The sequence below is a fragment of the Bradyrhizobium sp. CSA207 genome (genome assembly GCF_029051685.1).
GTDB lineage: Bacteria > Pseudomonadota > Alphaproteobacteria > Rhizobiales > Xanthobacteraceae > Bradyrhizobium.
This window is the reverse complement of record NZ_JAACFT010000015.1, coordinates 40,923-66,066: the sequence shown is the minus strand read 5'-3', so window position 1 is coordinate 66,066 and position 25,144 is coordinate 40,923. Positions and strand designations below refer to the sequence as shown.

Annotated in this window: 24 protein-coding genes; 6 read left to right on the top strand and 18 right to left on the bottom strand. The window is 62.9% G+C overall.

Annotation, left to right across the window (positions count from 1 at the left end; genetic code table 11):
- Window positions 1-9: 9 nt before the first annotated feature.
- Entirely contained in the window at window positions 10-408 is a 399-nt protein-coding gene (locus tag GWG65_RS18380; RefSeq protein ID WP_275196957.1) for a hypothetical protein, read from the bottom strand.
- Between the two features lie 719 nt (window positions 409-1,127).
- Between GWG65_RS18380 and GWG65_RS18375 the strand changes: the two genes are divergently transcribed.
- The 3 genes from GWG65_RS18375 to GWG65_RS18365 all read left to right on the top strand — a co-directional run bounded on the left by GWG65_RS18375 (window position 1,128) and on the right by GWG65_RS18365 (window position 4,750).
- A complete protein-coding gene (locus GWG65_RS18375; protein WP_275196956.1) occupies window positions 1,128-3,608 on the top strand; it encodes a PAS domain S-box protein in 2,481 nt (826 codons plus the stop codon).
- Entirely contained in the window at window positions 3,605-4,276 is a 672-nt protein-coding gene (locus GWG65_RS18370; RefSeq protein WP_275196955.1) for a response regulator transcription factor, read from the top strand. The genes GWG65_RS18375 and GWG65_RS18370 overlap by 4 nt, the downstream gene beginning before the upstream one ends.
- Window positions 4,277-4,363: 87 nt before the next feature.
- Window positions 4,364-4,750 (top strand): response regulator, encoded by a 387-nt coding sequence (locus tag GWG65_RS18365; protein ID WP_275197072.1) that lies wholly within the window; start codon window positions 4,364-4,366, stop codon window positions 4,748-4,750.
- Window positions 4,751-4,817: 67 nt separating this feature from the next.
- Here GWG65_RS18365 and GWG65_RS18360 read toward each other — a convergent pair whose 3' ends face one another.
- The 11 genes from GWG65_RS18360 to GWG65_RS18310 all read right to left on the bottom strand — a co-directional run bounded on the left by GWG65_RS18360 (window position 4,818) and on the right by GWG65_RS18310 (window position 16,591).
- Window positions 4,818-5,789, bottom strand: coding sequence for a tripartite tricarboxylate transporter substrate binding protein BugD (locus tag GWG65_RS18360; RefSeq protein WP_275196954.1), 972 nt, complete (start codon window positions 5,787-5,789; stop codon window positions 4,818-4,820).
- 92 nt (window positions 5,790-5,881) lie between these two features.
- Entirely contained in the window at window positions 5,882-7,123 is a 1,242-nt protein-coding gene (locus GWG65_RS18355; protein ID WP_275196953.1) for a threonine synthase, read from the bottom strand.
- 128 nt (window positions 7,124-7,251) lie between these two features.
- A complete protein-coding gene (lpdA, locus tag GWG65_RS18350; RefSeq protein ID WP_275196952.1) occupies window positions 7,252-8,673 on the bottom strand; it encodes a dihydrolipoyl dehydrogenase in 1,422 nt (473 codons plus the stop codon).
- 18 nt (window positions 8,674-8,691) lie between these two features.
- On the bottom strand, window positions 8,692-8,898 hold the full coding sequence (locus GWG65_RS18345; RefSeq protein ID WP_275196951.1) for a hypothetical protein: 207 nt from the start codon (window positions 8,896-8,898) through the stop codon (window positions 8,692-8,694).
- 48 nt (window positions 8,899-8,946) lie between these two features.
- The gene (locus GWG65_RS18340; protein ID WP_275196950.1) at window positions 8,947-10,287 is read right to left on the bottom strand and encodes a pyruvate dehydrogenase complex dihydrolipoamide acetyltransferase; all 1,341 of its coding nucleotides are present in this window, start codon (window positions 10,285-10,287) and stop codon (window positions 8,947-8,949) included.
- Between the two features lie 62 nt (window positions 10,288-10,349).
- A complete protein-coding gene (locus GWG65_RS18335) occupies window positions 10,350-10,802 on the bottom strand; it encodes a nucleoside deaminase (protein ID WP_247383777.1) in 453 nt (150 codons plus the stop codon).
- Between the two features lie 2 nt (window positions 10,803-10,804).
- Window positions 10,805-11,107, bottom strand: a complete 303-nt coding sequence (locus GWG65_RS18330) for a DUF5076 domain-containing protein (RefSeq protein WP_275196949.1) — start codon at window positions 11,105-11,107, stop codon at window positions 10,805-10,807.
- Window positions 11,108-11,110: 3 nt separating this feature from the next.
- Window positions 11,111-12,502 carry a pyruvate dehydrogenase complex E1 component subunit beta gene (locus GWG65_RS18325; protein ID WP_275196948.1) on the bottom strand — a complete coding sequence of 464 codons (1,392 nt, stop codon included), beginning with the start codon at window positions 12,500-12,502 and terminating at the stop codon, window positions 11,111-11,113.
- A gap of 29 nt (window positions 12,503-12,531) precedes the next feature.
- Window positions 12,532-13,554, bottom strand: a complete 1,023-nt coding sequence (pdhA, locus tag GWG65_RS18320) for a pyruvate dehydrogenase (acetyl-transferring) E1 component subunit alpha (protein WP_275196947.1) — start codon at window positions 13,552-13,554, stop codon at window positions 12,532-12,534.
- 256 nt (window positions 13,555-13,810) lie between these two features.
- Window positions 13,811-15,328, bottom strand: coding sequence for an aldehyde dehydrogenase (gene adh / locus GWG65_RS18315; protein WP_275196946.1), 1,518 nt, complete (start codon window positions 15,326-15,328; stop codon window positions 13,811-13,813).
- 300 nt (window positions 15,329-15,628) lie between these two features.
- Window positions 15,629-16,591 carry a GAF domain-containing protein gene (locus GWG65_RS18310; RefSeq protein WP_275196945.1) on the bottom strand — a complete coding sequence of 321 codons (963 nt, stop codon included), beginning with the start codon at window positions 16,589-16,591 and terminating at the stop codon, window positions 15,629-15,631.
- Between the two features lie 393 nt (window positions 16,592-16,984).
- Between GWG65_RS18310 and GWG65_RS18305 the strand changes: the two genes are divergently transcribed.
- Window positions 16,985-17,800 (top strand): class I SAM-dependent methyltransferase, encoded by an 816-nt coding sequence (locus tag GWG65_RS18305; protein WP_275196944.1) that lies wholly within the window; start codon window positions 16,985-16,987, stop codon window positions 17,798-17,800.
- A gap of 40 nt (window positions 17,801-17,840) precedes the next feature.
- Here the strand turns inward: GWG65_RS18305 and GWG65_RS18300 are convergent, their stop codons facing one another.
- The 4 genes from GWG65_RS18300 to eno form a co-directional block, all read right to left on the bottom strand.
- Window positions 17,841-18,158, bottom strand: coding sequence for a septum formation initiator family protein (locus GWG65_RS18300; RefSeq protein WP_275196943.1), 318 nt, complete (start codon window positions 18,156-18,158; stop codon window positions 17,841-17,843).
- A 241-nt stretch (window positions 18,159-18,399) separates the two neighbouring features.
- The gene (locus tag GWG65_RS18295) at window positions 18,400-18,951 is read right to left on the bottom strand and encodes an NADPH-dependent FMN reductase (RefSeq protein WP_275196942.1); all 552 of its coding nucleotides are present in this window, start codon (window positions 18,949-18,951) and stop codon (window positions 18,400-18,402) included.
- Between the two features lie 210 nt (window positions 18,952-19,161).
- Entirely contained in the window at window positions 19,162-20,295 is a 1,134-nt protein-coding gene (locus GWG65_RS18290; protein ID WP_275196941.1) for a zinc-binding dehydrogenase, read from the bottom strand.
- 33 nt (window positions 20,296-20,328) lie between these two features.
- On the bottom strand, window positions 20,329-21,612 hold the full coding sequence (eno, locus tag GWG65_RS18285) for a phosphopyruvate hydratase (RefSeq protein WP_275196940.1): 1,284 nt from the start codon (window positions 21,610-21,612) through the stop codon (window positions 20,329-20,331).
- Between the two features lie 177 nt (window positions 21,613-21,789).
- On the opposite strand from eno, the gene GWG65_RS18280 reads away from it, so the two are divergent.
- Together GWG65_RS18280 and queF are read left to right on the top strand one after the other, a co-directional pair.
- On the top strand, window positions 21,790-22,767 hold the full coding sequence (locus tag GWG65_RS18280) for a lyase (RefSeq protein ID WP_275196939.1): 978 nt from the start codon (window positions 21,790-21,792) through the stop codon (window positions 22,765-22,767).
- Between the two features lie 124 nt (window positions 22,768-22,891).
- Window positions 22,892-23,353 carry a preQ(1) synthase gene (gene queF, locus GWG65_RS18275; protein WP_275196938.1) on the top strand — a complete coding sequence of 154 codons (462 nt, stop codon included), beginning with the start codon at window positions 22,892-22,894 and terminating at the stop codon, window positions 23,351-23,353.
- Window positions 23,354-23,376: 23 nt separating this feature from the next.
- On the opposite strand, the gene GWG65_RS18270 is transcribed toward queF, so the two are convergent.
- Both GWG65_RS18270 and GWG65_RS18265 read right to left on the bottom strand, forming a co-directional pair.
- Entirely contained in the window at window positions 23,377-24,609 is a 1,233-nt protein-coding gene (locus GWG65_RS18270) for a biotin/lipoyl-binding protein (RefSeq protein ID WP_275196937.1), read from the bottom strand.
- Entirely contained in the window at window positions 24,602-25,054 is a 453-nt protein-coding gene (locus GWG65_RS18265) for a hypothetical protein (protein ID WP_275196936.1), read from the bottom strand. Before GWG65_RS18265 ends, GWG65_RS18270 begins: the two co-directional genes overlap by 8 nt.
- Window positions 25,055-25,144: the final 90 nt, after the last annotated feature.

Below are 25,144 nucleotides of genomic sequence, written 5' to 3'. Positions count from 1 at the left end.
GTATGAATCTCACGTGGCACCTCCCAGAGCGAAGCAGTAGACTGTATCGACCAAAGAGGCGGACGGCGGCGGCGCGCAAAGATGGTTGCGGCCGTCGGGATTGTCTCTATTTCGCTCGACCTTCTGGGACGGGATGAGGATGTATTTCCCGTCTTCCCGGCGCCGCGCGTAGACCCTGCCGTCGACGTAGCGTATCTCGGTCGGGTAGCAATCCGCGCTGTTGCAGCAACTCAGCACCGGATTATCCGGCATGTGCCAGCTGGAATAGAACTCCTCGTGCAGGAGCTGATCCTGGAGCGGATGGTGATGATGTGCAGCGTCCTGTCCAACCTCGTCGGCCTCCACCCCCGTCATCAACAGAAGCGGTAGCGCGATCGCCAAGAGGAGCTTGCAAACACGATTCAACACGCGGCCTCCTGATTCAGAAATGCCGAACGGGGCGGATCTGGCGGCCGATCCTCACGCCGCCTGAAATTTGAACAGCCATCGGCGGTCTCGTTCGCGGCGCGCCCTGAAGCGATCGAGACATTTCCGCGAGCAGAGCGGCGTTCGCCAGGAATAATATCGGATCAGGCCGAACTTCCCGCTGCAGACAGCGCAGCTTTTTGCGGCAGGACGGCGCTCGGAGTGTTCGGGCTTATCGCACATGATCCTCTCCTCTTGGCCTCTGACCGGTGCCTCTGATGGTCCTGGCTCCCAACCTGCGCTGGTGCACGGTCACCACGTTCGTCAACGAAATGCGGTTTCTCAATCGTGACCGGCCAAATGATCGGCAAGTCGGGGCGACGGCGGAGACAAAGCTGGCCTCGTAGGCGCACAACACCGAGCTACTCGGCGGTTCGTGCTTCGAAATCGACTCCACTGGATTGCCAGTGAGACTAGTCCCCATGCGACGGACCTCTCAATTGTACGGAGGTAAATGCGCCGTATGATTAGGGATGTGCGAGCTATACGTAAGTTTGTTCCGTAGATTTCCGGACATGCCACCGCAACGAGACGATGCAGAGCTCGCAAGCTGCACGGAGCCCGCGAGTTTTTCGCCGCAGAGTCGTACTTTGGAGGGAATTGCCCCTGTTGTCGCAAAATGCTCTACTCGCCCTGCCCCCCAACGGGCCGGGACGCCTGCGATGATGCCTGGCCAGATCGCGAAACTTGGGAATTCAGCCGCACATTTTCTGTTGGGCGGCCTTGCGGCGCTTCGGTCCTTCGGCAGCGGAGCGAAGCATAATTCCGCGATCGGGCATGCCTGGCGGCAGGATAACACCGACCAGGACAACAACGACCGAGACAGCAGCAATCAGGACAGCATCGATCTGCGCGACGCCGTGAAGCAATGGCGCGAGGTGTTCGAGCACAATCCGGTCATGTACTTCATGGTTGATCCGGCCGGGACCGTGCTCAACGTGAATACATTTGGCGCCGCACAACTGGGCTACACGGCGGCCGAACTGACCGGTCAATCCGTGCTGAACGTCTTTTTCGAAGAAGACCACGACCTCGTCCGTCGATGCGTAGCGTTGTGCCTGGAAACCGTGGACCAGTCGCATACCTGGGAGATCCGCAAGATCCGGAAGGACGGCTCGGTTCTCTGGGTTCGTGAAAACGCCAAGGCCATGCTACGTGGCGACGGCACGCCGGTCGTGCTGGTCGCTTGCGAAAACATCACCCAGCGCAGGGAGGCGGAGGATGGGCTGCGGCAGAGCGAGGCTTACCTCGCGCAGGCGCAGGAATTGAGCCGCACCGGCAGCTTCGGCTTGAGCCCGGCGACCGGCGAGATCGTCTGGTCGAGGGAAACCTTTCGCATCTTCCAATGTGATCCTGCGGTAAAGCCGACCCTGGGCTTTGTTTTCCAGCGCATCCATCCGGAAGACCGCGATGCGGTCGGCAAGACCCTCGAACGGGCCTTCCGCGAGGCGGAGGATTTCGACCACCAGTATCGCCTGTTGATGCCTGATGGATCGCTTAAATATCTCCATTCCGTGGCGCGCGCGGTGAGACATGCATCCGGGCGCATCGAGTTTGTCGGGGCTGTCACCGACGTCACGATCGCAAAGGAGGCGGAACAGAGGCTGCGTCGCAGTGAAGCCTATCTGGCCGAAGCCCAACGCCTCAGCCATACGAGCAGCTGGGCCTGGGACGTGCGTCGCCAGGAGTTTGCTTACCGATCGTCTGAACTCTACCGCTTGTTCGGATTTGACCCGGACCAGGTCGATTTATCAGCACGGGCTTTCCAACAGCGGATCCCCTCCGAAGACTTTGGACGGGTTGCTGACATGGAACGTCTGGCAATCCAGCAAAGACAGCCCTTCGAAATTGATTTTCGGATTGTGCGTCCGGATGGGTCGATAAGACGCGTCCATACAGAGGGACATCCCGTCATAGGTGGCGACGGCGATGTGATGGAAATTATCGGTACGCACGTGGATGTCACCGAGCGGTTCGCCGCAAAGGAAGCGCTGCAAAAGGCCTTTGACGAGCTCAAGCAATCCGAGCAGCGATTCCGCGATTATGCCGAAACCGCATCGGACTGGTTTTGGGAGACCGGGCCGGATCACCGTATCACGCATATATCGGAGCACGCCGATACCGCCAGTGCCGTGCCGACGGGCTTGATTGGCCTGACCCGTTGGGACATTCCCCCCGATGCCGAGCTCGAGCCTGAGAAGTGGGAGCAGCATCGCGCGGCGATCGACGCACATCTTCCGTTTCGCGACCTGGTTTACCGCAGCAGGGATCGCAACGGATCTCCGATTTACGTACGCACCAGCGGCAAGCCCTTCCACGATGCGAACGGCAATTTTCTCGGCTATCGTGGCGTCAGTACCGATGTGACGGCGGCGGTCCGCGCCGAGCAGACCGAAGAAGCGCTGCGCAAGGCGCAAGCCGAACTCGCCCATGTCACGCGAGTCACGATGCTTGGCGAACTCACCGCCTCGATAGCCCACGAAATCAATCAGCCGCTTGCAGCCGTGATCTCCAATGCAGACGCCTGCATCGGATGGCTCGACCGCGAACCGGCCGAACTGGGTTCCGCGCGCCGTTCTGTGGAATGGATCGTCGAGGACGCCAATCGGGCCAGCGAGGTGATCCACCGGATCAGGGCGCTAGCGAAGAAGACCGAGATCGAGATGGTTCCACTCGACATCAACCAGGTCGTGAGGGAGACGGTGACCCTCGTTCGGCGCGAGCTTGCCACTCATGCCGTCTCGGTGCGAATGGAGCTGGCGTCCAGTCTGCCCAGAGTCTGCGGCGATCGGATCCAGCTGCAGCAGGTGCTGATCAATCTCGTCATGAACGGGATCGAGGCCATGCAGGCCAACACCGACCGCCCGCGCGAGCTGGCGATCCGCTCCAGTCAGGTAGGCGAGGATGGCCACGGCCGCCTGCTCCTTACTGTGATGGATCACGGTGTCGGCCTTGGCAACGACGCGACAGAGCGCATCTTCACACCTTTCTTCACCACAAAGTCGGGCGGCCTGGGAATGGGGCTGTCGATTTGCCGATCGATCATCGAGGCCCACGCGGGTCGTCTTTCGGCATTTCCAAATGAGGGGAGCGGCGCAACATTCCAGATTACCCTGCCCTTGCCGCACGAGGATATGTCGTGACCGACCACGCCAACCCGACGCCGGCGCACGCGAGCGCTGATGATCCGATCGTCCTGATCGTCGATGACGATCCGTCCATGCGCCGTGCGCTCACCAACCTCTTTCAATCAGTCGGGCTCAGAGTCGAGGCCTTCGGTTCGGCGGCCGAGATCATGGATGCCAAGCCGCCGGCGGTCCCCAGCTGCATGGTGCTCGACATCCGTCTGCCGGGCTCGAGTGGCTTCGACCTCCAGGCGGACCTCGCGAAGGCCAGCATCCACACCCCAATCATCTTCATCACCGGTCACGGCGATATTCCCATGACCGTTAGGGCGATGAAGAGCGGGGCCATCGATTTTCTGACCAAGCCGGTGCGAGACCAGGACATACTGGATGCGGTCCAGGCTGCCATCGAACGGGATCGCAAGCGGCGCGATGCCGAGAAGTCGATGTCAGGCGTGCGGTCCCGGTTCGAAGGCCTGACGGAGCGTCAGCGCGACATCCTCGTCCTGGTCGCGTCCGGCCTGATGAACAAGCAGGTCGCCGCCGAGCTTGGATTGGCTGAGATTACCGTCAAGATCTATCGCGGGCAGATCATGCGAAAGATGGGCGCGAAATCATTGGCCGATCTCGTCAGAATGACCGAGACGCTCGGAATCCCATGCACCAAAGGAAATGTGCAAACCTAAGTATGCTTTCCAAGCTCGCTCCAGGAGCCCATTTTCCCAAAGGCGGCGGTGCCGCGGCCCGCGGCTCCCCGATCAGGAGCGATTATCTTGTCAATCCCTTCGGTTATTTCCGTCATTGACGACGATCTGTCCGTCCGCCTTGCGACGAACAATCTCCTGACGTCGCGGGGATACACGGTCTGCATCTTTGGCTCCGCTCACGAATTTCTCCAATCGGCCGAACTGGACACGACGTCCTGCGTCATCGCGGACGTGCAGATGTCGGCCATGAGCGGTGTTGATCTGTTGATGCATATGCGCCGCCTCGGTCGTCACACGCCGTTCATCTTCGTGACGGCATTTCCCGACGATGCCGTGCGCGAGCGCGCGATCGAGGCTGGTGCCATCTGCTTTCTAGCGAAACCGTTTGCCACGCCGGCTCTGATTCAATGTCTGGAGACGGCCCTGTCGAGGTCCGGTGAAGCCGAGACGTGATACACCAGCGCCGAGCCTGCTCGCGGCGATGAAGTCGGTCTAGCCGCAAACGAAGGCGCCTTCCGCTTCAATCCACCTTGATGTTCGCGGCCTTGATGATTGGCCACCATTTCGCGATCTCGGCCTTCTGGCGGGTGCCGAGCGCTTCGGGCGTGAGTTGATCCTGCGGCGTCATCTCCAGGCCCTGGCTCTCGAGCTGCTTCCTCACGGCGGGATCGTTCAGCGCCTCCACAGCGGCGGCATTGAGCTTGGTCACGATCTCCTTCGGCGTGCCCTTCGGCACCCACAGGCCCGACCACAGCACCATGTTGAAGCCTTTCAGCCCGGCCTCCTCCGCGGTCGGAATCTCCGGTGCGGATGCAAGACGCTTGTCGTCGCTGATGGCGTAGGCGCGGATGGTGCCGGCGCGGACCTGGCTGATGGAGTTGGAGGTCTGGTCGACGATGACGTCGATCTGGCCGGCGATCAGATCGTTCAATGCAGGGGCGGTGCCGCGATACGGCACGTATTGCAGCTTGATGCCGGTGACGCTCTCGAAATAGACGCCGGCGATGTGGCTGCCGGAGCCTGCGCCGGCGGTGCCGGCGGTCGCGGGCGACGGTCGTGCCTTGAGCCAGCCAATCAGCTCCTTGAGCGAGGTCGCGGGCACGGCGTTCTTGCTGACCACGATCATCGGATTGCTCGGCAACAGCACCACCGGCTCGAGATCGGCAACGAGATCGAAGTTGAGCTTGTAGACGGCACCGTTGGCGACATGGGTGCCGAGATGGCCGAAGCTGATCGTGTAGCCGTCGGGCGGCGAATGCACGGCGCGGCCGACGCCGATCGAGCCGCCGGCGCCGGTGACGTTCTCGATCATCAGGGGGTGGCCGAGCGCCGTCCGCATCCGCTCGGCAAGCACGCGCGCCATCGCGTCCGACGGTCCGCCGGCGGCGAAGGGCACGATGATAGTGATGGGATGTGAAGGATAATCATCGGCGCGCGCGGCGCTTGTGACAGCAAGAACACCGATCAGCGCAGCCCAGACGGCCTTCTTCATTGTCTTCTCCCCAGCGATGTCATTCCTATTTTTGCTTATTTTTGCCCTCTCCCCGCATAGGGAAGAGGGATCGTTCGTAACGAATTGCCGCGCTAAAACTGCGTGTAATCGATCGGCTTGTGGCGGTCGAGCGTGCGCGTGACCGGCGGGAGCGGGTACTTCAGGCCAGTGGCGCAGTTGAACAGCAAGACGCGGTCGGTCTTGCTGACGCGGCCGTCGGCGAGGCTGTCCTTGTAGGCTGCATAAGTCGCGGCGCCTTCGGGACACAGCAGCAGCCCCTCCTCGCGCGCGACCTCGTTCAACGCAGACGAGATCTTGTCGTCATCGACGGCGATGGCAAAACCCTTGCTCTGCCGCACCGCGCGCAGGATCAGGAAATCGCCGATCGCCTGCGGCACGCGGATGCCGGAGGCGATGGTGTGGGCGTCCTCCCAGCGCGTCGCATGCTCGGTGCCGGCCTCATAGGCGCGCACCATCGGCGCGCAGCCGGAGGCCTGCACCGCGACCATGCGCGGGCGCTTCGCGCCGATGAAGCCAATCTTCTCGAGCTCATCGAAAGCCTTCCACATCCCGATCAGGCCGGTGCCGCCACCGGTCGGATAGAAGATCACGTCGGGCACGTCCCAGCCGAGCTGCTCGGCGAGCTCGAGGCCCATGGTCTTCTTGCCTTCGATCCGGTACGGCTCCTTCAAGGTCGAGGTGTCGAACCAGCCAACTTTCGCCTTGCCCTCGCCGACGATCTTGCCGCAATCGTCGATATAGCCGTTGACGCGGTAGACGGTCGCGCCCTGCAGCTCGATCTCGCTGACATTCACCTCCGGCGTATCGGCCGGGCAGAAAATCGTAGTCTTGACGCCGCAGCTCGTCGCGTAGGCCGCCAGCGCCGCGCCGGCATTGCCGTTGGTCGGCATCGCCATGTGCCTGATGCCGAGCGCCTTGCCCATAGACACCGCCATCACCAGGCCGCGTGCCTTGAACGAGCCGGTCGGCAGCCGGCCTTCGTCCTTGACGATGATCTCGCCGCCGCCGAGTGTGCGCGAAAGCTTGGGCAGCCGGATCAGGGGCGTGGTGACCTCGCCGAGCGAGACGATGTCCTTGCATTTGCGCACCGGCAAAAGCTCGCGGTAGCGCCACATGTCGGCGGGCCGGTGGCTGAGCGCATCCTTGGTCAGCGCCTTCTTCACGCCGCCGAGGTCATAGCGGACCAGCAGCGGCTTTCCGGCCTTGGAGAGATTGTGGACCTCGTCGGCGGCGTAGCGGTCGCCTTCCATCGCGCATTCGAGATGGGTGACGAAGGTCGGGCGTTCGATGGTGAGGTTGTCGTTGTCGTGCATGGGGTGGTTTCCTTCTTATTTTGCAAACGGCTCTCTCTGCTCATCATTGCGAGCGAAGCGAAGCAATCCAGACTGCCTCCGCGGAAAGTCTCTGGATTGCTTTGCTTCGCTCGCAATGACGGCGGTGGTCAAATATTCAACACCCTTCCATAGGCATCTAGCACGGCTTCCTTCATCATCTCCGACAAGGTCGGATGCGGGAAGACCGTATGCATCAGCTCTTCTTCCGTGGTCTCCAGGTTCATCGCCACGACGTAGCCCTGTATCAGCTCGGTCACCTCTGCGCCGACCATATGCGCGCCGAGCAGCTGCCCGGTCTTCTTGTCGAAGATCACCTTGACCAGGCCCTGGTCCTCGCCGAGCGCAATGGCCTTGCCGTTGCCGACGAAGGGGAAGCGGCCCACGCGGATTTCCCGGCCGTTCTCCTCGGCCCTGGCTTCGGTGAGGCCGACCGAGGCGACCTGCGGCTGGCAATAGGTGCAGCCCGGGATCAGGTTCTTGTCCATGGGATGCGGATGCAGGCCCTTGATCGCCTCGACGCAGATCACGCCCTCATGCTCGGCCTTGTGGGCGAGCATCGGGGGACCTGCGACGTCGCCGATGGCGTAGATGCCGGGCACGTTGGTCTTGCCGTAGCCGTCGATCACGATACAGTCGCGGTCGGTTTTGACGCCGAGCTTTTCGAGGCCGAGATTCTCGATGTTGCCGACGACGCCGACGGCAGAGATCACGCGCTCGAACTCGGTCGTGACCGGCTTGCCCTTGCTGTCGTCAATGGTGGCGACGACGCTGTCGGCCTTCTTCTCCAGCTTGGTCACCTTGGTCGAGGACATGATCTTGATGCCCTGCTTCTCCAGCCGCTTTCGCGCGAGGCCGGCGATCTCGGCATCCTCGACGGGCAGGATCTGCGGCAGCACCTCGACCACAGTGACGTCGGAGCCCATGGTGTGGAAGAACGAGGCGAACTCGATGCCGATCGCGCCGGAGCCGACGACCAGCAGCGACTTTGGCATCCGCTCTGGGACCATCGCCTCGAAATAGGTCCAGATCAGCTTCTTGTCGGGCTCAAGCCCCGGCAACACGCGCGGCCGCGCGCCTGTCGCGACGATGATGTGTTTGGCCTGGTAGCTGCCCTCGCCCAGCGCGCCCTTCGGCCCCTCGACGTCAGACTTCTTCACGGTGACCTTGCCGGGTGCATCGATCGAAGCGGCGCCCCAGATCACGCTGACCTTGTTCTTCTTCATCAGGAAGCCGACGCCGTCGTTCAGCCGCTTCGAGACGCCGCGCGAGCGCTGCACCACAGCCTTCGGATCGAACGAGACCTTCTCCGCCGACAGGCCGTAATCCTTGGCATGCTGCATGTAGTGATAGATCTCGGCCGAACGCAGCAACGCCTTGGTCGGGATGCAGCCCCAGTTCAGGCAGATGCCGCCGAGATAGGATTTTTCGACGATCGCGGTCTTGAGGCCGAGCTGCGCGGCGCGGATCGCGGTGACATAGCCGCCGGGGCCGGACCCGATGATGATGACGTCGAAGGATGTGTCGGCCATGCGGGCTCCCGGTTCAACTCAAGGGGCGCCGCGGGCGCGGCGCTTGATCAGAAAAAACCTCACCAGCCATTCGAGCATCGTCGCCAAAGCCATCACGGCCAAGGCAATCAGCACGATAGGCCGGGCGATGTTCCGTGCCAGTTGTTCACCGGCAAAGAACGCGGAGTAAAGAAAATCGAGCCCAATCGGGTTGAGCGCGACGACAGCTCCAAGCAGCAGCGACATCCATGGCCAGCGGGTACGGACATGCAACGTTGCCCCCTCTACCGCGCGTCAGACCATCATCATGACTGGATTTTCGATCAGCTGCTTGAAGGCGCCGATCAATTCGGCGCCGAGCGCGCCGTCGATGGCGCGGTGATCGCAGGACAAGGTCACGCTCATCATGTGCGCGATCTCGATCTTGCCGCCGCGCGCGATGGGGCGCTCCTCGCTGGTGCCGACCGCGAGGATGGTCGCTTGCGGCGGGTTGATCACGGCGGTGAAGTGGCTGATGCCGAACATGCCGAGGTTGGAGACCGCGGTGGTGCCGCCCTGGTATTCTTCCGGCTTCAGCTTGCGCGAGCGCGCCCGCGCCGCAAAATCCTTCATCTCGTTGGAGATGGTCGACAGCGTCTTGGTCTCGGCCTTGCGGATGATCGGCGTGATCAGGCCACCGGGCATCGCGACCGCAACGCCGACGTCAGAATGGTGGTGCTTGACCATGCCGGATTCGGTCCAGCTCACATTGCAGTTCGGGATCTTCTGCAGCGCGACCGCCATCGCCTTGATGACGAAGTCGTTGACCGAGATCTTGTAGAGCGGCTTCTTCTCCTTGTCCTTGGGAGCAGCCGCATTGATCTCCTCGCGGGCGGCGAGCAGCTTGCCGATGTCGCAGTCGATGGTGAGGTAGAAGTGCGGGACGTTCTGGATCGAGGCGGTCAGGCGCTGTGCGATGGTGCGGCGCATGCCGTCATGCGGGACGACCTCGTAGGAGCCGGGCTCGAACAGCGAAAGGATCTGCTTGTCCGACATGGTCGGCGCGATCAAGGGCGCCGCGGACGGGGCTGCGGCGGGCGCCTTGAGACCCTTGCCGGACTTGGCCTGCTCGACGTCGCGTGCCACCACGCGGCCATGCGGGCCGGTGCCGGCCACCATCGCAACATCGATGCCGGATTCCTTGGCGAGACGGCGCGCCAGCGGTGAGGAGAACACCCGGCCGGCGTGGCCGTTGCCCTGCGCGGCCGGTGCGGCGGCCTGCGGCGCGGATGCCGGCGCAGGCGGCGCTTTCGGAGCAGCCGGTGCCGGTGCGGCAGGAGCTTCAGCGGCTTTGGGCGGCGCAGCCGAGGCGCTTGGCTTGGCAGCCCCGGCGCTCGCGGCCTTCACATCCTCGCCTTCGCCGGCCAGCACCGCGATCACGTCATTGACCGGGACATCCTGCGTGCCCTCGGGCACCAGGATCCTGGCGATCGTGCCTTCGTCGATCGCCTCGACCTCCATGGTCGCCTTGTCGGTCTCGATCTCGGCGATGACGTCGCCGGATTTGACCTTGTCGCCTTCCTTCTTCAGCCACTTGGCGAGGTTGCCCTTCTCCATCGTCGGCGAAAGAGCGGGCATCAGGATGTTGATGGGCATGCTGACCTCACGAAGAACTTTTCAAAAACGTCGTCCTCGAAGCGAAGACGAACAGACCAGTGTTAGTTGCCGATGTCGCCCTGCCACAGGCGCTCATTGGCGGGATTGGAACGCCAATTCTTCATCATGGTGATGGAGCGGTCGTCGGCAAGGTCGATCCAGGGGATGCCGAACTTGTCGAGGATGTCCTTCGACCCCGGGAAGGTAACGGATTCTCCGATCACCACCAACGAGACCTTGAACAAAGCGAGCGCGCCGGCGCACATCGAGCATGGCGACAGCGTCGTGTACATGACGGTGTCGTGGAACGAGATGGTGCCGGCCTCGCGCAGGCAGCTCATCTCACCGTGCAGGATCACGTTATTCTCCTGCACGCGGTTGTTGTGGCCTCGGGCGATGATCTTGTTGTCGCGCGTCAGCACGGCGCCGATCGGCAGGCCGCCCTGTGCGATAGACGCCTCCGCCTCGCGGATCGCCTCCAGCATGAAATCGAAATGATAGGATTCGATCGCCACGGTCAGTGCCCCTTCCCGCGCGGTGTCGTCGTGCCGGTATCGGTCGGCCGCTCGATCTCCGCCTGAAACATCTCGAGGATCCGGTTCAGGGCATCCTCCTCGGTATATTCGCTCTCGCGCGCATAGGCGCGCGCGGCGTGACGGGCGAGATCGACCAGCAACAGGCCCCACATATCGGGCTCTTCGAAGGCGCGCTGGAACGCCATCGACAGCCCGCCATCCAACACGAACACGCGCAGGATCTCGACCGCATCGTCGCGGGTGAGGACGTCGGGCGGTAGTGGCTGCTCCTTCGGGCCCGCCATGGCCTACCTGTAGCAGACGGCTTTGGCGGCCGCGACCACTTCGGCCGCCGAGGGCAGCGCGAGCTTCTCCAGGTTCGCCGCATAGGGCATCGGCACGTCCTTGCCGGAGACACGCGCGACCGGCGCGTCCAGATAGTCGAAGGCGTTTTCCATGATTCGCGCAGCGATCTCGGCGCCGACGCCGCTCTGCGCCCAGCCCTCTTCCACCGTGACCGCGCGACCCGTTTTCTTGACGGAGTTGACGATGGTCTCGGTGTCCATCGGACGCAGCGTGCGCAGGTCGATCACCTCGGCCTCGATGCCGTCCTTGGCGAGCTCGTCGGCAGCCTTCAGCGCATAGGTCATGCCGTTCGACCAGGAGATGATCGTGACGTGGCTGCCGGAGCGCACGATGCGCGCCTTGCCGATCGGGATCACGAAGTCGTCGAGCTTCGGCACCTCGCCGGTGTGGCCGTAGAGCATCTCGTTTTCGAGGAAGATCACCGGATTGGGATCGCGGATCGCGGCCTTGAGCAGGCCCTTGTAGTCCGCGGCCGAAAACGGCGCGACCACCTTGAGACCCGGGACGTTCGAATACCAGGACGAATAGTCCTGGCTGTGCTGGGCGGCGACACGCGCGGCGGCGCCGTTCGGCCCACGGAACACGATCGAGCAGCCCATCTGTCCGCCGGACATGTAGAGCGTCTTGGCCGCGGAGTTGATGATCTGGTCGATCGCCTGCATGGCGAAGTTGAAGGTCATGAACTCGACAACCGGCTTCAGCCCGGTCATCGCGGCGCCGACACCGATGCCGGCAAAGCCGTGCTCGGTGATCGGGGTGTCGATGACACGCTTGGCGCCGAATTCCTGCAGGAGACCCTGGGTCACCTTGTAGGCGCCCTGATATTCCGCGACCTCCTCGCCCATGACGAAGACGTCGGCGTCACGGCGCATCTCTTCGGCCATGGCATCGCGCAAGGCTTCGCGGATGGTCTGCGTCACCATCTCGGTGCCTTCGGGCACTTCCGGATCGGGTTCAGTGACCGTCTGCGGTCCGGACGGCGCGGCTTTGGGCTGTGGCGCTTCGGCCTTTGCAGCGGCAGGCGGAGCAGACTCGGCGGCCTTCTCCTGCTTCGCCGGCGCGGGCGCCTTGGCGAGATCGGCGGCACTTTCGCCATCGGCGAGAATGGTCGCAATCGGCGTGTTCACGGCGACGTCGGCGGTGCCCTCGGGGATCAGGATCTTGCCGAGTGTGCCTTCGTCGGTCGCCTCGACCTCCATGGTGGCCTTATCGGTCTCGATCTCGGCGATGACATCGCCTGACTTGATGGTCTCACCCTCTTTTTTTAGCCACTTGGCGAGGTTGCCCTTTTCCATCGTGGGTGACAACGCGGGCATCAGCACTTGAATTGGCATATCGACTCCAAAAGAAAGCTTGCGCGCGTTCAGCGGTAAATGTCGGTCCAGAGCTCGGCGGCATCCGGCTCGGGATCATGCTGGGCAAAGTCTGCGGACGCGTTGACGATGTCACGGACCTCGGCGTCGATCGCCTTCAGATCCTGTTCGCTGACCTTGGCGGCCAAGAGGCGGTTGCGCACCTGCTCGATCGGGTCCTGGTCGTGACGGACTTTTTCGACCTCCTCCCGCGTTCTGTACTTTGCGGGATCGGACATCGAGTGGCCGCGATAGCGGTAGGTCTGCATCTCCAGGATGTAGGGACCCTTGCCGGCACGGCACCAGGCCGCCGCCTCGTCGCCGGCGGCCTTCACGGCGCGGACGTCCATGCCGTCGACCTGCCTGCCAGGAATGTTGAAGGAGGCGCCGCGCTTGGAGAAATCCTGCTGGGCCGAGGCGCGCGAGACCGAAGTGCCCATGGCGTAGCGGTTGTTCTCGATGACGTAGATCACCGGGAGCTTCCACAGCTCGGCCATGTTGAAACTCTCATAGACCTGGCCCTGGTTGGCCGCGCCGTCGCCGAAATAGGTGACGCTGACATTGTCGTTACTACGATAGTGATTAGCGAACGCAAGCCCGGTGCCGAGCGAAACCTGCGCGCCGACGATGCCATGGCCGCCATAAAAGTGCTTCTCCTTGCTGAACATGTGCATGGAGCCGCCCTTGCCCTTGGAATAACCGCCGCGGCGGCCGGTGAGCTCGGCCATGACGCCGTTGGCCTCCATGCCGGTGGCGAGCATGTGGCCGTGATCGCGATAGCCGGTGATGACCTGATCGCCCAGCTTCAGGGCCATCTGCATGCCGACCACCACGGCCTCCTGGCCGATATAGAGGTGGCAGAAGCCGCCGATCGCGCCCATGCCGTAAAGCTGGCCGGCCTTTTCCTCGAATCGCCGGATCAGAAGCATGTCGCGGAGCGCCTTGAGCTCCTGCTCCCTTGTGAATTCCGGGGGCGAACCGCCGTTGGTCTTGTCCTGTGGGGTGCTTGCGGCGGCTTTCTTAGGTGCGGCCATAGGAATTCCGGGTCAGAGAAAACTAAGCCCTCTCTAACCCAGTTCAAACGCGCGCGAAAGCACCGGGGCGGAATGATATGACTTTCATTATGCCGCACTGCAACGCGATCGAAATATTGGAAAAACTTTGGCGCCGATGCGGCAACAAATTTAATCACAGACGATTCACGGGGCCGCGCCTGGAAGCGCGGCGCCCGTCAGCGCCCGTTTGCCGCAGCGAGCGGCGCCAAAACGACGCCGCCCGCTCCTTTCGGGATCAGAAGAAGCCGAGCTTCTTCGGACTGTAGCTGACCAGGAGGTTCTTGGTCTGCTGGTAGTGATCGAGCATCATCTTGTGGGTCTCGCGGCCGACGCCCGACTGCTTGTAGCCGCCGAACGCCGCGTGCGCCGGATAGGCATGGTAGCAATTGGTCCAGACCCGACCGGCCTGGATCGCCCGGCCGAAGCGGTAGCAACGGTTGGCATCGCGGCTCCAGACGCCGGCCCCCAAGCCGTAGAGCGTGTCGTTGGCGATCGCGAGCGCCTCGTCCTCGGTCTTGAAGGTCGTGACGGAAACGACAGGGCCGAAGATCTCTTCCTGGAAGATTCGCATCTTGTTGTGGCCCTCGAACACCGTCGGCTGAACGTAGAAACCGCCGGCAAGATCGCCGGTCAGGTTGGCACGTCCGCCGCCGGCCAGCACCTTCGCGCCCTCCTGCTTGCCGATGTCGATGTAAGAGAGAATCTTCTCCAGTTGCTCGCTGGAGGCCTGCGCACCGATCATGGTCGCGGCGTCGCGCGGGTCGCCCTGCTTGATTGCGGCGACGCGCTTGAGCGCCCGCTCCATAAAGCGATCATAGATATCCGCATGGACCAGCGCCCGGCTCGGACAGGTGCAGACCTCGCCCTGGTTCAGCGCGAACATGACGAAACCTTCGATCGCCTTGTCGAAGAAATCGTCGTCCTCGGCGGTGACGTCGTTGAAGAAGATGTTCGGCGATTTGCCGCCGAGCTCCAGCGTGACCGGGATCAGGTTTTGTGCAGCATATTGCATGATCAGCCGGCCCGTCGAGGTCTCGCCGGTGAAGGCGACTTTCGCAATGCGCGGGCTGGAAGCGAGCGGCTTGCCGGCTTCGAGGCCAAAGCCGTTGACGATGTTGAGCACACCCGCAGGCAGCAAGTCGCCGACAATCTCTGCCCAGACCAGGATCGAGGCCGGGGTCTGCTCAGCGGGCTTGAGCACCACGCAATTGCCGGCGGCCAGCGCGGGCGCGAGCTTCCAGCAAGCCATCAGCAACGGGAAGTTCCAGGGGATGATCTGGCCGACCACGCCGAGCGGCTCATGGAAATGATAGGCGACGGTGTCATGATCGATCTCGCCGAGCGAGCCTTCCTGGGCCCGGATGGCGCCGGCAAAATAGCGGAAGTGGTCGATCGCGAGCGGCAGATCGGCGGCGCGGGTCTCGCGAATCGGCTTGCCGTTGTCCCAGGTCTCGGCGATGGCGAGGCGATCGAGACTTTCTTCCATGCGGTCGGCGATCTTATTCAGGATTGCGGCGCGTTCGGCCGCGCTGGTGCGGCCCCAGGCGTCCTTGGCGGCGTGCGCGGCGTCGAGCGCGGCTTCGACGTCCTGGTGGTCGGAGCGCGCGATCTTGCAGACGATCTGGCCATTCACCGGCGAAGCATTGTCGAAATACCGTCCCGAGACCGGCGCGACGAACTTGCCGCCGATGAAATTGTCGTAGCGTGCGGCGAAGGGATTCTTGGTGACGCCGAGGAATTCCACCTTGTTCATTGATCACTCCCGATGTTTGCTGTTTGCGCAATTCGTCGTGTGCTCACGACTTGCGCCGACGATGTCGCGGGAGTGATGTTCTGTCAGCCCGGGCGGGAGCGAAGGTTGAGCCGACCTGTCGCAGTTCTGCGACAGGTGAAGCTGCTCCCCCACATTCCGACCTCATCCCGAGGAGCGCGCCCTTGCGCGCGTCTCGAAGGATGGACGCGGTGACAGTCGGGCCTTATGGTTCGAGACGGCCGCTACGCGGCCTCCTCACCATGAGGGTCAGACAGCGGACACTGGCGAAATATCGAAAGCTCAATGCGCGTTCAGGCCGAACCGGTTGAGCTTCCTGTGCAGGGTTGCACGGCTGACGCCGAGGACCTTGGCGGCCGCCGAAACATTGCCGCCCGCGCGGAGCAGCGCCCGCTGCAGCACCGCGCGCTGACCGCTGGCGAGGTGGTCGTGCGCGGTATCGCCGCCGAGCAGATCGGCCGCGGGCACCGGCTGCAACGGGCGGCCGGGCGTAATCCCAAGTCCCGCCCGGGCGGACCTTGTCGCGCCGATTACGAGATCATCCGCATCGACTGCGACCAGACCGCCGCACTGGCCATCCGAGGCCTGCGTCAACACGATGCGGGCATGGGGGAACGCCTTGCGAAACAGATCGGCCTCGATCCGCTTGGCCGCCTCACCCGCCGCGAGCGCGATCAGATTGGCAAACGCGTCGGTGCGGTCGGCGCGGCAGGAGGAGACGTCGAGCACGCCTGCGAATCTTCCGTCATGGTCATAGATCGGAACTGCGGTGCAGCTCAGCAACGTGTTGCGGGTGAAGAAGTGCTGATCGCGGTCGATCGTCAGCGGACGCTGCTCGACGACGCAGGTGCCGATGCCGTTGGTCCCCTCGTGCTCCTCGCTCCAAAGTGCACCGGTCCACAGGCCCCATGACTCGAAAGTGGCATCGTCAGCCGGGGTGCCGCGGCGATCGACGGGCACGCCGTCGCCATCGGCAAGCAGCACGCAGCAGCCGGCGGCGCCGACCGCCTGGTAGAGCCGATCCATTGCACCCCGCGCGGCAGCCAGCAGCGGCGCGACGCGCTCGCGCGCGGCTCGCAACTCGGCTTCGCTCAACCGCATCGGCGAGTGACGGCCGCCGGGATCGAGATGATGCAGGCGGGAGGAACGGCGCCACGAGGCCACGAGCGCGGAGCGAGCCGCCTGGCCTGACGCGATGGCAGCCTCGACGCGGGCCGCGTGATGCCGGGGGGCTTGCCCATTCATCACTGTTTCCTCCGGGTGGCAATCTAGAGCGTGCCGACGCTGCCTGATTGATCTGCGTCAAACCTGGCGTGCAGCGCGGAGAAGGCATGAACCGGGGACGTCGTCGCCGTCAAGACACAACTCCTTCCCCCCACCTACGACCTTCGGCATGAGCTCAGGAACCGAATGGCAATGCGTCATCGCGAAAGCGGGAATGCGCGTTTCACGCAGGGGTCGAAAAACAGAATAGAGCGCAGCCGACGCGTCACCTATCCTGTGGGTAGGCGATCTACGGCTACAATGGTCAGTTCGCGATCTCCAAGCGCCCGAGTTGGACCATATCCGGAAGTTGAAAGTTGTCTTGGAAGGTTGCATCTTTGGAATGGTTCGGCAGCGCAAATCGAGAAACCGTTCATGACTGACCCGATCGAGATAAATCGTCGCAACTGGGATGAACGCGCGACAATTCATGCCCGCGATATCACAGGGTTCTACGCGCTTGATCGCGTCCGATCCAACGAGGAAGGGCTGCGTGCTATCGAAGCTGCCGAGCTCGGGGACATTTCGCACAAGAGGGTGCTTCATTTACAATGCCACATCGGGACCGACACGCTTCGCTTGGTGCGGCTCGGTGCGATCGTCACGGGTCTCGACTTTTCCGCCGAAGCAATCCGCACGGCGAGGCGGCTGACAGACGAGGCCGGGCTCAAGGCCGACTTCGTGGAAGGTCGAGTTGATGAAGCGTCCCAGTTGACGCCCGGACCATTCGATCTGGTCTATGTCACGTGGGGGACCATCTGCTGGCTGCCGGACCTCACGGTTTGGGCAAATGCCATCGCGACCGTCCTTGCGCCCGGTGGAGAACTCTATTTCGCAGACGCCCACCCGAGCTTCGCGATCATGGAGGAACGAGACGGCAAGCTCGAGCCAACCCACGATTTCCAAACGCCCGTCGATCGTCCGCTCGAATTCACGAACGAGACGACCTATACCGGCGATCAAACCGTGATGATCAATCAATCGACGCGCGAATGGATGCACTCGCTGTCAGCGATCATGGAGGCCTTGATTGGTGCCGGCCTTGCAATCAAGATGTTCCATGAACATGAAGTGCTGCCCTGGCAAGGTTTGCGCATCATGGTGCCCTCGTCCGATGGGCGCTGGCGCCTTCCGGACGGACATCCCCGATTTCCGTTATCGTTCTCGTTGAAGGCGCAGAAGGAGCAATGAGGCAGCTTGCTGCCGAAGACCGCCATCAGGAGCGCACGCCCTAGTTCCGGCCGCTCATCCGAACGAGATCATGCGGATTGGCATAGTCGAGCTGAAAACGGGCCCGCTCGTCCAGCATGTCGGGATCGATCTTCTCCGAGCGCAGCAGCGATACGCGCTGCTCGCTCCTGGCGCGCTCGCGCTTGAGCTGCGCGAGTTCGCTCGTCAGGGCAATGATCTCCTGGTCGAGTTCCTGGCGCGCATTCAGGCCGTATTTGCCGGTATAGGCGTTGACGCCGAAATAGCCGACGATCGCAGTCGCCATCGCGTAGAGGGCGAGACCGGTCAGGATCGATTTCAGGCGCGCGCGGGAGACCATTTTGGCAAGATGGGACAGGTTGGTTAAGGGAGTGCTAATTTCTTGCCATGGTCGTGATTCCAGGCGCCGACTGGAACGAGGCACGCTCTCTCCACGCGTCATGCCCGGGCTTGTCCCGGGCATCCACGTTCTTCGACGTCGCAGGCAAAGGTCGTGGATGGCCGGGATATCTAGCGCGAAGACGCGCTTCGCGCTTTTGCCCGGCCAAGACGGAGAGTGGCGCGGCCCTGGCTTAGGATCTTCAGCCGTGATGCTTCGCCACGTGCACGGCGAAGGCGTCGATATAGGCCTGGAGCACGGGCTTCAGGGCGTCCTTGACTAGGTTGCCGTCCGCGTCGAAGGCATCGCCGACGGCGTTGAGGTACATCTCAGGCTGCTGCATGATCGGACCGGCAATGCCGGGCAGGATGTTCTGGAGGGTCTTTGCGGCGCTGACGCCGCCGAGCGGGCCCGGCGAGTTGGAGATGATGCCGACCGGCTTGCCGTTGAACGAGCTCTTGCCATAGGGCCGCGAGGCAACGTCGATGGCGTTCTTCAACACGCCCGGGATCGCGCGATTGTATTCCGGCGTGACGAACAGGACGCCGTGCGACTTCTGAAGTTCTTCGCGGAAGGCCAGCCAGTCCGCCGGCGGCGCGCCCTCGAGGTCCTGGTTGAAGAACGAGATCCCCGCCGGCGTGACGACCTCGAGCTTGAGAGATGCCGGCGCGAGCTTGGCGAGCGCCTTGGCGATCTTCAGCGAGAAGCTGTCCTTGCGCAGGCTGCCGGCGATGGTGACGATGTTGTAGGCCATGGTTGTCCTCGAAATCTTCAGCGGGAGTGTCGGGCCGGCACTTAAGCGATCCCGGCCGATGCATGCAAGTGCATGAACCGGTCCGATTTGGAAACGCTGAGTTTCGCGAAAGAAGACTGTCACCCCAAAGCAATCAGGCCGCCACAAGGCGGCCTGATCATCGAATGCGATGTCGTACTGATCAGATCGTCGGATTCTGGGCCAACAGAATCATTTATTCGGATTGATGAGGAATTTTTCGCCGGTGGCCCGTTTGGCGTAGACCGCGATATTGGTCGGATCGAGCGCCTCCTGAAGCGACACCACCTTGGTGTAGTGGCTGGCAAAGGTCGTCTTCAATTCGTCGACCACGCGCTGGCGAAGCTTCGCGACATCCGCCTGCCCGATCTTCATCAGGAACGGAAACAGCAGCCAGCCGCCGACGCCCCAGGCCATGCCGAAGCCGCGCGGCAGCTCTATCGGGCGGACGTCCAGCCCACCGTAGACATAGACCTGCTTGTGCACGTTGGAGCCGTAACGGCTGTACTCCTTGGCGGTCTTGTTGATCGCGGCTTCCATGCAATTGAGGATGTCGCCGGCGAGCTTGCCGCCGCCGATCGCGTCGAAGGCGATGGTGGCGCCGGTCTCGACCAGCGCGTTGGTGAGATCGCCGAGAAAGTTCGGCGCGGTGGAGTCGACGACATATTTGGCGCCGAGCTTGTGCAGGATGTCGGCCTGCTCCTTGCTGCGCACGATATTGACCAGCGGGATGCCGTCCTTGATGCAGATCTTGTTCAGCATCTGCCCGAGATTGGAGGCGGCCGCGGTGTGCACCAGCGCCTTGTGGCCCTCGCGGCGCATGGTCTCGGTCATGCCGAGCGCGGTGAGCGGATTGACGAACCAGGATGCGCCCTCCGCTGCGGTCGTGCCTGCGGGCAGCGGCTGGCAGTCCCTCGCCTTCAGGGTTCGGTACTGCGTGTACATGGCGCCGCCGATCATCGCGACCGCCTTGCCCATCAACGCCTTCGCCGCATCGGACGAGCCGGTCTTGATGACAACGCCTGCGCCCTCATTGCCGACCGGCATGGATTCGTCGAGCCGGCCCGCCATTGCCCGCATCGCGCCCTCCGGCACTTTCGCGGTGATGACGGGAGACTCCTTCGTGCCCGACACCTTCGCGGTGCTCATGTCGGCCGCGCCGACCAGAAGCCCGAGGTCGGACGGGTTGATCGGCGCCGCCTCGACACGGACGACGACCTCCTCCGGGCCGGGTTCGGGGGTCGGCACGTCGACCAGGGAAATCTCGAGCTCACCGCTCTTCTTGATCAATGAACGCAGTTGCAGGCCGTTGTTGCCGTTGCTCATGTCGATCCTCCCCTGTGTTGTCCAAGCGCCGGCTTATGCCAGCGCCTTCAGTGCCGCCCTGCCACCATAGAGCGCCTGCTTGCCGAGCTGCTGCTCGATGCGCAGGAGCTGGTTGTATTTGGCGGTGCGATCGGAACGCGCCAGGGAGCCGGTCTTGATCTGCCCGCAATTGGTGGCGACCGCGAGATCGGCAATGGTGGAATCCTCGGTCTCACCGGAGCGGTGCGACATCACCGAGGTGTAACCGGCCTTGTGCGCCATCTCGACGGCGGCGAGCGTCTCGGTCAGTGTGCCGATCTGGTTGACCTTGACCAGGATCGAGTTGGCCCGGCCGGCCTTGATGCCTTCCGCCAAGCGCTTGACGTTGGTGACGAAGAGGTCGTCGCCGACCAGCTGGCACTTCTTGCCGATGAGGTCGGTAAGCTCCTTCCAGCCGTCCATGTCGTCTTCCGACATGCCGTCCTCGATGGTGACGATCGGATAGCGCGAGACCAGATCACCGAGATATTTGGCCTGCTCGGAGATCGAGCGAGTCTTGCCCTCGCCTTCATAGACATACTTGCCGTCCCTGAAGAACTCGGTCGAGGCGCAGTCCAGCCCGATCACGATATCGGTGCCGGCCTTGTAGCCGGCCTTGCCGATCGCGTTCATGACGAAATCGAGCGCGGCATCGGCCGACGGCAGGTTCGGGGCAAAGCCGCCCTCGTCGCCGACATTGGTGTTGTGGCCGGCCTTCTTCAGCTCCGACTTCAAGGTGTGGAAGACTTCGGCGCCGTAGCGAAGGCCCTCGGCGAATGAGGACGCACCCACCGGCAGGATCATGAACTCCTGGAAATCGATCGGGTTGTCGGCATGCACGCCGCCATTGATGATGTTCATCATCGGCACCGGCAAGAGCCGCGCCGAGGTGCCGCCGACGTAACGGTAGAGCGGCATGTCGAGCGAGTTCGCGGCCGCCTTGGCGCAGGCCAGCGAGACGCCGAGGATGGCGTTGGCACCGAGCCGGCTCTTGTTCGGCGTGCCGTCGAGGTCGATCATGATCTGGTCGATCTGGACCTGCTGCTCGGCATCGATACCGCTCAGGGCCTCGAAGATCTCGCCATTGACGGCGCCGACCGCCTTGGAGACGCCCTTGCCGAGATAGCGTGCCTTGTCGCCGTCGCGCAGTTCCACCGCCTCATGGGCGCCGGTGGAGGCACCGGATGGCACGGCGGCGCGCCCGAGCGCGCCATCCTCCAGCACGACATCGACCTCGACGGTAGGATTGCCACGGCTATCCAGGATTTCGCGGCCGATGATGTCGATGATGGCGGTCATGATGGTGCACTTCCGTTCGTTAGGTTTGATCGGTTCGCCGCGGGTCTTACACGGAGCGCAAGCAAATGTGAACGCTTGGGCGGCGCCCTTCGACTGACGCGTGAAGCGGCTCGGACTAAACTTGACCCTGCCTGATCTGCGCGTCCAACCTCCATCTCAAACAGTCGGGGTAACGCCATGAATCGCCGCCAGTTTCTTGCCTCGAGCGCCGCCCTGTTCGCGATCCGCCCAAGTTTTGCGCAGGAGGGACCGTTCCGGACAAAATATTTCCCGATCAGTCCCGGCATCGGCCTGCATGACGTCGCGTCCGCGCCCGACGGCACGGTCTGGTTCACCGCACAGGGTAAAGGCATGCTTGGCAGGCTCGATCCAAAGGACGGCAGTTTCAAGACCGTCAGCCTCGGCCAGGGCGCCGCCCCCCATGGCGTGACGATCGGCCCTGATGGGGCGCCCTGGATTACCGAAGGCGGCCAGAACGCGATCGCGCGGGTCGATCCGGCGGATTTGAAGGTCACGTTGTTCCGCTTGCCGGAGAAATTCGCCTCCGCCAATCTCAACACCGGCGTGTTCGATAAGGCCGGCACCTACTGGTTCACCGGACAGTCCGGCTATTATGGCCGGCTCGCGCCAAAATCCGGCGACATGACGGTGTTCAAGGCGCCGAAGGGCGTCGGGCCCTACGGCATCACCGTCACACCCAAGGGCGACGTCTGGTACGCCTCACTCGCCGGCAGCTATGTCGCGAAGATCGACCTGGCGAGCGGCCATGCGACCGTGGTCGAGCCGCCGACGCCGAACCAGGGCTCGCGGCGGGTCTGGTCGGATTCGAGGAGCCGGATTTGGGTGAGCGAGTGGAACAGCGGCCATGTCTCGGTGCACGATCCCGCCGATGGCTCCTGGAAAACCTGGAAGCTGCCGGGCGAGCGTCCGCGCGCCTACGCGGTCTATGTCGACGACAAGGACAAGGTTTGGCTGAGCGACTTTTCCGCCAATGCGATCGTGCGCTTCGATCCCATCACCGAAAAATTCACCAGCTTTCCCAGCGACCGCGCCAACGCCAATGTTCGCCAGCTCGACGGCCGGCCGGGCGAGCTCTGGGGCTGCGAATCCGGCAACGACCGGGTGGTCATGATCCAGACGACCGCGACCGGTTGACGACGGCCACAATTGCGTCCATCCCGGCGTCCTCTGGAGCGCGATCCCATCGCGCTCCAGTTTTGATTGAGCATGATCTTATCGGAAAAACAGGCATCCATTTTTCCGGATCATGCCCGAAAGGATGCAAACGATGGCGAAGAAATCCCTCCAGCTCGGCCGCGCGGTCGAGTGGCCGCACACACCGGAGGAAGCGCAGCTCGACCGCGTGCCTAATCCGCAAAAGGGCACCGACTTTCTGGTGCGGTTCACCGTGCCGGAATTCACCTCGCTCTGCCCGGTCACGGGACAGCCGGATTTCGCGCATCTGATGATCGATTACGCGCCGGGTCCGTGGCTGCTGGAGTCGAAGTCGCTCAAGCTCTACATCGCGAGCTTCCGCAATCACGGAGCCTTCCACGAAGACTGCACCGTGATGATCGGCAAGCGCATCGCCGACGAGATCAAGCCGAAATGGCTGCGCATCGGCGGCTATTGGTATCCGCGCGGCGGTATACCGATCGACGTGTTCTGGCAGACCGGCCGCGTGCCGAAGGGGTTATGGGTGCCGGAGCAAGGCGTCGCGCCGTACCGCGGGCGGGGCTGATCTCCGGCGTGCCTGCTGGCCGATCAATGCCCGCTCAGCACCAGCGTCTGGATCGGCAGCAGCAGGGCCTGAATCCGCAACAACATGGCGTGCACAAGTCCGGTCGCATCGACGACATGCAAACCGAAGCTCTTGAACGCGCTGAGCTTCCCCGACGAGATCAGGTCGTGATTGCTGGTATAGGCGTTGGCGACACAACTGCTGCCGGGCGTCACGCCCTCCAGCCCGCCCTTGTAGATCGGCTCCATGAAAACCAGGATGGTGCCGGGACGCACGACCTGCTGCGCCTCGATCAATTGTTCGCCGCCCCTGAACTGCCCCGCCGCGATGTAGTCCTGCACGTTGGTCACGACCATCGGAATGATCGTCCACGGCTTGGAGATACAGGTGGCCTCGGCCACCATTCCGACCTTCATGACCTGAGCCTCGATCTGCCCAAACCCCGCCATGAGCGCGCGCCGTCCCGCTCCTTCCGGGATCAGAACACCGGCTGACCGTATCATCGGATTGACGATATCGCCCGGCCGCAGCCCGAACTGTTCGACTCGCCCGTCGACGCCGGCCCGAATGAACGTCTTGTCCAGATCGACCTGCGCTTCGGCCAGCGCCGCCTCGGCGCTGGCCTTCTCCGCCGGCAATAGAGCGCTCAATCGCGTCATTACGGATTGCCTGGAAGCAGTCGCGGCGTCGAGGGCTCCCTGGCGCCCCGCGGCAACCACTTCGAGCTTTTCGATGTCGCGTTGCGGAACGATGCCGGGGTTGCGCTTCTGCAATTCGCGTTTGGTGTCGAGCTCGTCCGTCGCCTGCTGCAGCGAGCCCTTTGCCTCCTGAAGCTGCCCTTCGGCCTTCAAGACGTCGGCTTGCGCCGCCAGCATCGCGGCATCGACTTCGGCGATCTTGCGCTGGGCTGTCAAAAGCGAGGCTTCCTGCTTGGCGCTGTCGAGCCGGAAAAGCACATCTCCTTTTTTGACGGACGCGCTGACATCGACATGAACTTCCGCGACCCGGCCTGTGACTTCCGAAACGATCGGAACGGTCCGATAGAACAACGTCGCCGACGAGGTCGACGGATGAAAATAGAAGATCATCGTGATCAGCGACACCGTCAGCATCAGGCAGGCGACGATGCCAAATCGCAGTTCAAACCAGACCGAATAGAGCGTGATTTCGTGCCCGATGCGCTTACCCTGCCGATAGCGGCGGTAGAGGTAGTCCGGAAATATGGTGAGGAGCGAACAGAGGAGCAGCTCAAGCATGACCATGCGCCTCGCTCTTGGCGCTGCCCTTGGCATCGGCGGCTGCCGAAGTGTGCACTGCAGCGGCTTCATGTGGCGGCTCGGTCGAGTCTTGCTCCGGCGCAACACCAGCCATCTTCTCCACCGATCCGGCAATTTTGCGCAGCGGCGTGCTGAAGTCCGGCAGGTCGATCATGGCGAGGAACAGGCCGATCACCCAGAACAGGTGGTTGTGCGTGAATAGCGCGAGCAGCCCCAGCACGGCCACGATTTCAAACTGGAATTTCTGCGACTTGTGAGCCATCCGCTCCGGCATGGTGTGCAGGCGCAAATAGAAATTCCCGACCGCTAGAACAGCGCCGATCAGAAAGATGCCGATGACAAGCATCAGAACATCAGTCTCGCCAGGCGCGGTGATGAAGGAAGGCAGGTGGTGGGGGGCAGCGGGATGCAGCGGTTCACTCACGCGTCACTCCCTGAAATTATATTGGGAGCTCACCGCTCCGCGTTCATTGTTTCACAATGCGGGAACTTGGCAAGCACAAAGCCGGTGTCG